Origin of the sequence: Mesorhizobium sp. M7A.F.Ca.ET.027.02.1.1, from assembly GCF_004022985.1 — a bacterium.
GTDB lineage: Bacteria > Pseudomonadota > Alphaproteobacteria > Rhizobiales > Rhizobiaceae > Mesorhizobium.
In genome coordinates this window covers 1-5,403 of record NZ_RZOL01000411.1, presented here as the reverse complement: position 1 = coordinate 5,403, position 5,403 = coordinate 1, and the positions used below count along the sequence as shown (strand labels likewise).

Sequence of the window (5,403 nt, the reverse complement as noted above, 5' to 3'; positions counted from 1 at the left end):
CCGGTGTAGTGCTCAACCGGTTGGGCAGCGAGCGGCACCGCCGGCTGTCGGGCGACGCCATCGAGGCGATCGGCCTGCCGGTCGTCGGCGCCATCCTGCGCGATCCCACGCTGAACCTGCCCGAACGCCATCTCGGCCTCGTCCAGGCCGGCGAATATGACGACCTGATGGCGCATCTCGACCGGCTGGCCGATATGGCGGAGAAATCGCTCGACCTCGATGCGATCATGGCCCTGGCGACACCCTTCACCCCGGCGTCTGGCGGCTTCACCGACGCACTGGCGCCGCCCGGCCAGCGGATCGCGTTGGCCGAGGATGCCGCCTTCACCTTCCTCTATCCGCATGTCGCCGCCTACTGGCGCAAGGCGGGTGCCGAAATCGTCCCGTTCTCGCCGCTCGCCGATGAAGCGCCCGACGAGGCTTGCAATGTCTGCTGGGTGCCCGGCGGCTATCCCGAGCTTCACGCCGGCAAGCTCGCCGCCGCCGCGACTTTCCGCGCCGGGATGGCGCGTTTTGCCACGACAAAGCCCATCCATGGCGAGTGCGGTGGCTTCATGGTGCTGGGCGAAGCGCTGGAGGACGCATCGGGCGACACGCATGCGATGCTCGGCCTGCTCGGCCATTCCACCAGCTTCGCCAAACGCAAGATGAATCTCGGCTACCGCGAGGCGCGGTTGCGCGCCGACTGCCCGCTGGGCTCACAAGGTGCGCTGATCCGCGGCCACGAATTCCACTATGCGCAGATGACCTCTACCGGCAATGACGACCCCTTGGCCGACCTTGCCGACGGTCTGGGCAATCCGATCGGCGCCTCGGGCTACCGGCGCGGCCATGTCAGCGGCACCTTTTTCCATGCGATTGCGAGGGGCTAGAGCATGAAGTTCAGGAATCTGGCCCTTTCACCGCAGCAGGTCGTCGACGACATCGCGCTATGCCTGGTCTTCTTCACCCGTCTGCCGCTGCCCGTCTTCGATTTTCGCGGCCGCAGCCTTGCCGCGGCGATCTGGGCGGCCCCCATTGCCGGACTTGTCGTCGGCTTGATCGGCGCGATCGTCTTTGCGACGGCGGAACGGTTTGGCCTTGCCATCGGTCCGGCGGCGGCACTTGCTCTCGTGGCAACGGTGCTCACCACCGGTTGCCTGCATGAGGACGGGCTTTCCGACGTCGCCGACGGCTTTGGCGGCGGCAAGTCGCGCGGCCGCAAACTCGAGATCATGCGCGACAGCCGCATCGGCGCCTATGGTGCCATGGCGCTGGGCCTGTCGCTGCTGATCCGCTGGAGCGCGCTGTCGGAATTCGTCGATCCCACGCAGGCCCTCTTCGCCCTCATAGCTGCACACGCGGCCTCGCGCGGCCTGCTTGGTGCCTTCATGCATCTCTTGCCTCCAGCGCGCGTCGATGGCCTCTCGGCCGATGCGGGCACCGTCTCGCAGGAAACCGCCGTGGCCGGCGCCGTGCTCGGCGCGGTTCCGCTGCTGCTGCTCGGGCTGGGCGGCGCCGTTTTCGCGCTCATCCTGCTTGGCCTGCTGTTTGCCGCGTTCCGTGCCCTTTGCCTCAACCAGATCGATGGCCAGACCGGCGACACGATAGGGGCCTTGCAGCAGGCAAGCGAGATCGCGGTGCTGCTCGTCGCTTCCGTAGCGCTTTCCTGATCCCTTGGCCTGATTCTCTTGGCCTGATTCCTTTTCGGAGACTTTGCCCCCATGCCCTTCAAATCCCTTAGTGAATTGCGCGCCGCCTGCCTCGACCTGACGGCCGGCAGCGATGCCGCGGCCAATGCGGTCGCCCGCCGCCAGGACACGCTGACCAAGCCGCAAGGCAGCCTTGGCCGGCTGGAGACGATCGCCGCCTGGCTGGCGCGCTGGCAGGGCCGCGAGATGCCGAAACTCGACCGCGTAAAAGTCTTCGTCTTCGCCGGCAACCACGGCGTCACCGCGCAAGGCGTGTCGGCCTATCCCGCGGAAGTCACCGTGCAGATGGTGGCGAATTTCGCCGGCGGCGGTGCCGCCATCAACCAACTCGCCCGCATGGCCGGCGCCGAACTCGACGTCATCCCGCTCGATCTCGACCATCCGACAGGCGATTTCACACAAGGGCCGGCAATGGATGAGACGGCGTTTCTGGCGGCAGTCTCGGCCGGCTATGACGCGGTGACGAAAGACCTCGACCTCATCTGCTTCGGCGAAATGGGCATCGGCAACACCACGCCGGCGGCCGCCATTTCAGCCGCCCTGTTCGGCGGCGGTGCGGAAAAATGGACCGGACGCGGCACTGGCGTTGACGACGCCGGTCTGAAGCGCAAGGTCGTCGCCATCGAAGCCGGCTTGCAGCGTCACGTGGCCACCCTCGCCGATCCGCTGGGCATTGCTGCAGCACTCGGTGGCCGCGAACTCGCCGCCATCTTCGGCGCGACGCTCGCCGCCCGGCATCTCGGCATACCCGTACTGCTCGACGGCTTCGTCTGCACCGCCGCCGCGGCCCCGCTGGCAAAGCTGCACCCGACCGGCCTCGCCCACACAATCGCCGCGCACGTTTCGGCCGAATCGGGCCATCGCGGCCTGCTCGAAGCGCTTAGCCTGCCACCGCTGCTCGATCTCGGCATGCGGCTCGGTGAAGGCTCCGGCGCCTGCCTCGCCGTCAACATCGTCCGCTCGGCGCTGGAGTGCCATGCAAGGATGGCGAGTTTTGCCGAGGCTGGCGTTTCGGAGAAGTAGTTATCCATTCCCCGTATCGGCCGACAAAGATGCCGTTGTCACGACAAAGGAGGCATCTTCCCGTAACGGCGATTCTCAAATAGATTTTGCGGATGAAGAAATTTCATCCTGCCGCAGCTGCGGTGTTTATCGCCGGGGCGGTCGCTGTTGTGTTCCGTCACAGCAGCTATTCAAGTCATGGCCCGATCGACACCGGCATTTTCGTTGTCTTCCTGGTCTTCTTCTGGTGGCTCATCAGCGATTTCTCCGGGAAAAGACGGAACTGGCGCCAGCGATGCTGCAGCCGGGGAAAAGAGCCTTGCTTTTCGATTCGGCCGGTTTCTGAGCCGCATTTTTCAACGTGGCTGAATCGCAACGAGATCCGGATAGCGCGGTTAAAGAATCACAGTCAGACAGCCTGCCCGGGACGCGTCAAACGCGTCTCGCTTTCAGGGTCATTCCACCAAGTCTTTGAAGAATTTGGTGGGTGCGCACAGGATTGAACTGTGGACCCGCTGATTAAGAGTCAGCTGCTCTACCAACTGAGCTACGCACCCACTCGGCCGGCAAAAACCGGCGTTGGCGGGCATATAGCCGCCACCATCGGTCCTGTCCAGCCCTGCCGGAATCATTTCCCGACAAATCGCTCCTGGGGTTCGTCATCCCTGGGCGAAGCAGGAGCAAAGCTCCGTCGCGAAGACCCTGGGATCCATGCCGGGACGCCAACCGAAGAACGCAACGGTGCAGAAAACATGTGCCTGCTAGCGAGCTGAAAACAGTAGACGAGGTGCGCTCAATCTGCACCGTCGGTATTCAGCCCGACGGTCGCGGCATGGATCCCAGGGTCTGCGCCGCGTCGCTTCGCTCCTTGCTCCGCCCTAGGATGACGACCGTAGCGCGATCACACGAAAAGCTTGCCCTCCGCCACCTTGATCGCGTTGCCGCCAATGCGCGCCGAGGCCAGTTTTCCGCCTTGCACGGTCAGTTCGAGGCGGATGCGCGAAGGCCGGCCCATCTCCAGCCCCTGCTCGATCCACAACTGCGAAATGCCGTCGGTCGGCGCGTCGAAATGCATGATGGCGCCGGCAAAGGCCGCTGCCGCCGAGCCGGTTGCCGGATCCTCATAGGAAGGCGTGCCGGGCACGATCATGCGCACATGGAAGGCGCTTTCGTGGTTCACCGTTTCGCGGCAGTAGACATAGGGACTGGCGAAGGCCCACTCGCTCTTGCGCGGCGCCAGTTCCGACCAGGCCTGGTTGTCCAGCCGGATGCGGCCCGCCGCCTCAAGATTGGCAACCGGGATGGTGACGTAGGGCACGCCCGCCGACCAGAACGCGACGCGGTGATTCTCGAAGCCGATCTCATGCGGCGTCAGCCCAAGCGCGGCACCGATCGCCTCCGGATCGGCATCGAGCTTCAGCGGCTCCGGCAGCTTCGCCAGGTCGAACTCGGCAAAAGTGTTGCCGTCATGCTTGCTGACGGCACACCGCACCGGGCCGATGTTTTCCTCCAGCACGAAGATGCCGGCGCCGCCCTCTTGCGCCAGTTCGGCCAGCGCGATCGCGGCGCCGACCGTCGGATGGCCGGCGAACGGCATTTCATAGTCGGGGGTGAAGATTCGAATGCGGTTTTTGTGCTTGGGATTGTCCGGCGGCAGCACGAAAACCGATTCCGACAGATTGAACTCACGCGCGATGGCCTGCATCGCCGCCGTGTCCAATCCCTTGCTGTCCAGCACGACGGCCAAGGGATTGCCGGCCAATCGCTCGGTCGTAAACACATCGTAGAGCAAGTAATTCCGGGTTTTCATTCCTGCCTCAATCCCAACATGGGCGAAATTTAATTTGATATTTGAACCAGTAAGCCTGATCTGTGCACAGATAGGGACATTGCGCATTATAGGGGTCCAGCGTGGACCAGATTGTCAATCTGCCAAAGACGGAATCGGATTCCGCCATCGAGACGGCGCTCGGGCTCGACAGAACGGGTCGGCGAAAGTCGCGCCGGCGCGGCTGGCTATATGCTCTGCTGGCGTTGATCGTGCTCGCTGCCGCGCTCGGCGTCTATCAGTGGTATGCCGGCTCGCCGGCCAGGATCGATTACACCACCGTGCCTGCCGCCAAGGCGGACCTCACCGTCGCGGTGTCGGCGACCGGCACGCTGCAGCCCCTTACCCAGGTCGACATTTCAAGCGAACTGTCCGGCATCATCCGCTCGGTCTCGGCCGAGGAGAACCAGCAGGTCAAGAAGGGTGACGTGCTGGCGACACTCGACACGGTGAAACTCGAAGTCCAGATCGAGCGCGCCGAAGCTTCGGCCAAGGCCGCCGCCGCCAATGTCGAGGACGCCACGGTTACGCTGGCCGAAAACGAGAAGGCGCTTGTGCGCGCCGCCGAACTGACCAGGCGCGGCATGGCGACCGACCAGTCGCTTGAAGCAGCAACCGCCACGCGCGACCGTTCCAAGGCAGCCCTCGACAGTGCGCAGGCCAACCTCGCCATCGCCCAGGCCGACCTCAAGGCGCAGCAGACCGACCTTGCCAAGAGCACCATCTATGCGCCGATCGACGGCATCGTGCTTACGCGATCGGTCGATCCCGGCCAGACGGTCGCCTCCTCCCTGCAGGCGCCGGTGCTGTTCATCATCGCCGCCGATCTCAGGAACATGGAACTGGTGGCGGCGATGATGAACAGCACCGGCGCCTGCAGGG

At 64.5% G+C, this 5,403-nt stretch carries 6 protein-coding genes and 1 tRNA gene; 5 read left to right on the top strand and 2 right to left on the bottom strand.

The window, feature by feature from the left end:
- From EN749_RS29920 to EN749_RS29905, 4 genes are all read left to right on the top strand, one after another.
- The coding region (locus EN749_RS29920; RefSeq protein ID WP_128364511.1) for a cobyrinate a,c-diamide synthase at nucleotides 1-872 on the top strand (872 nt) is incomplete at its 5' end.
- Between the two features lie 3 nt (nucleotides 873-875).
- Nucleotides 876-1,652: an adenosylcobinamide-GDP ribazoletransferase gene (gene cobS, locus EN749_RS29915; protein ID WP_128364510.1), complete on the top strand. Its 777-nt coding sequence runs from the start codon at nucleotides 876-878 to the stop codon at nucleotides 1,650-1,652.
- 51 nt (nucleotides 1,653-1,703) lie between these two features.
- The gene (cobT, locus tag EN749_RS29910; protein ID WP_128364509.1) at nucleotides 1,704-2,714 is read left to right on the top strand and encodes a nicotinate-nucleotide--dimethylbenzimidazole phosphoribosyltransferase; all 1,011 of its coding nucleotides are present in this window, start codon (nucleotides 1,704-1,706) and stop codon (nucleotides 2,712-2,714) included.
- 92 nt (nucleotides 2,715-2,806) lie between these two features.
- Complete coding sequence (locus tag EN749_RS29905) at nucleotides 2,807-3,196, top strand: hypothetical protein (protein ID WP_128364508.1); 390 nt, start codon at nucleotides 2,807-2,809, stop codon at nucleotides 3,194-3,196.
- Here EN749_RS29905 and EN749_RS29900 read toward each other — a convergent pair.
- Nucleotides 3,175-3,250: transfer RNA gene (locus EN749_RS29900), tRNA-Lys, on the bottom strand. The two genes, EN749_RS29905 and EN749_RS29900, sit on opposite strands and share 22 nt — an antisense overlap.
- A gap of 344 nt (nucleotides 3,251-3,594) precedes the next feature.
- Nucleotides 3,595-4,503, bottom strand: coding sequence for a PhzF family phenazine biosynthesis protein (locus tag EN749_RS29895; RefSeq protein ID WP_128289850.1), 909 nt, complete (start codon nucleotides 4,501-4,503; stop codon nucleotides 3,595-3,597).
- Between the two features lie 101 nt (nucleotides 4,504-4,604).
- Between EN749_RS29895 and EN749_RS29890 the strand changes: the two genes are divergently transcribed.
- On the top strand, nucleotides 4,605-5,403 hold a 799-nt coding region (locus tag EN749_RS29890), incomplete at its 3' end, for an efflux RND transporter periplasmic adaptor subunit (protein WP_128364507.1).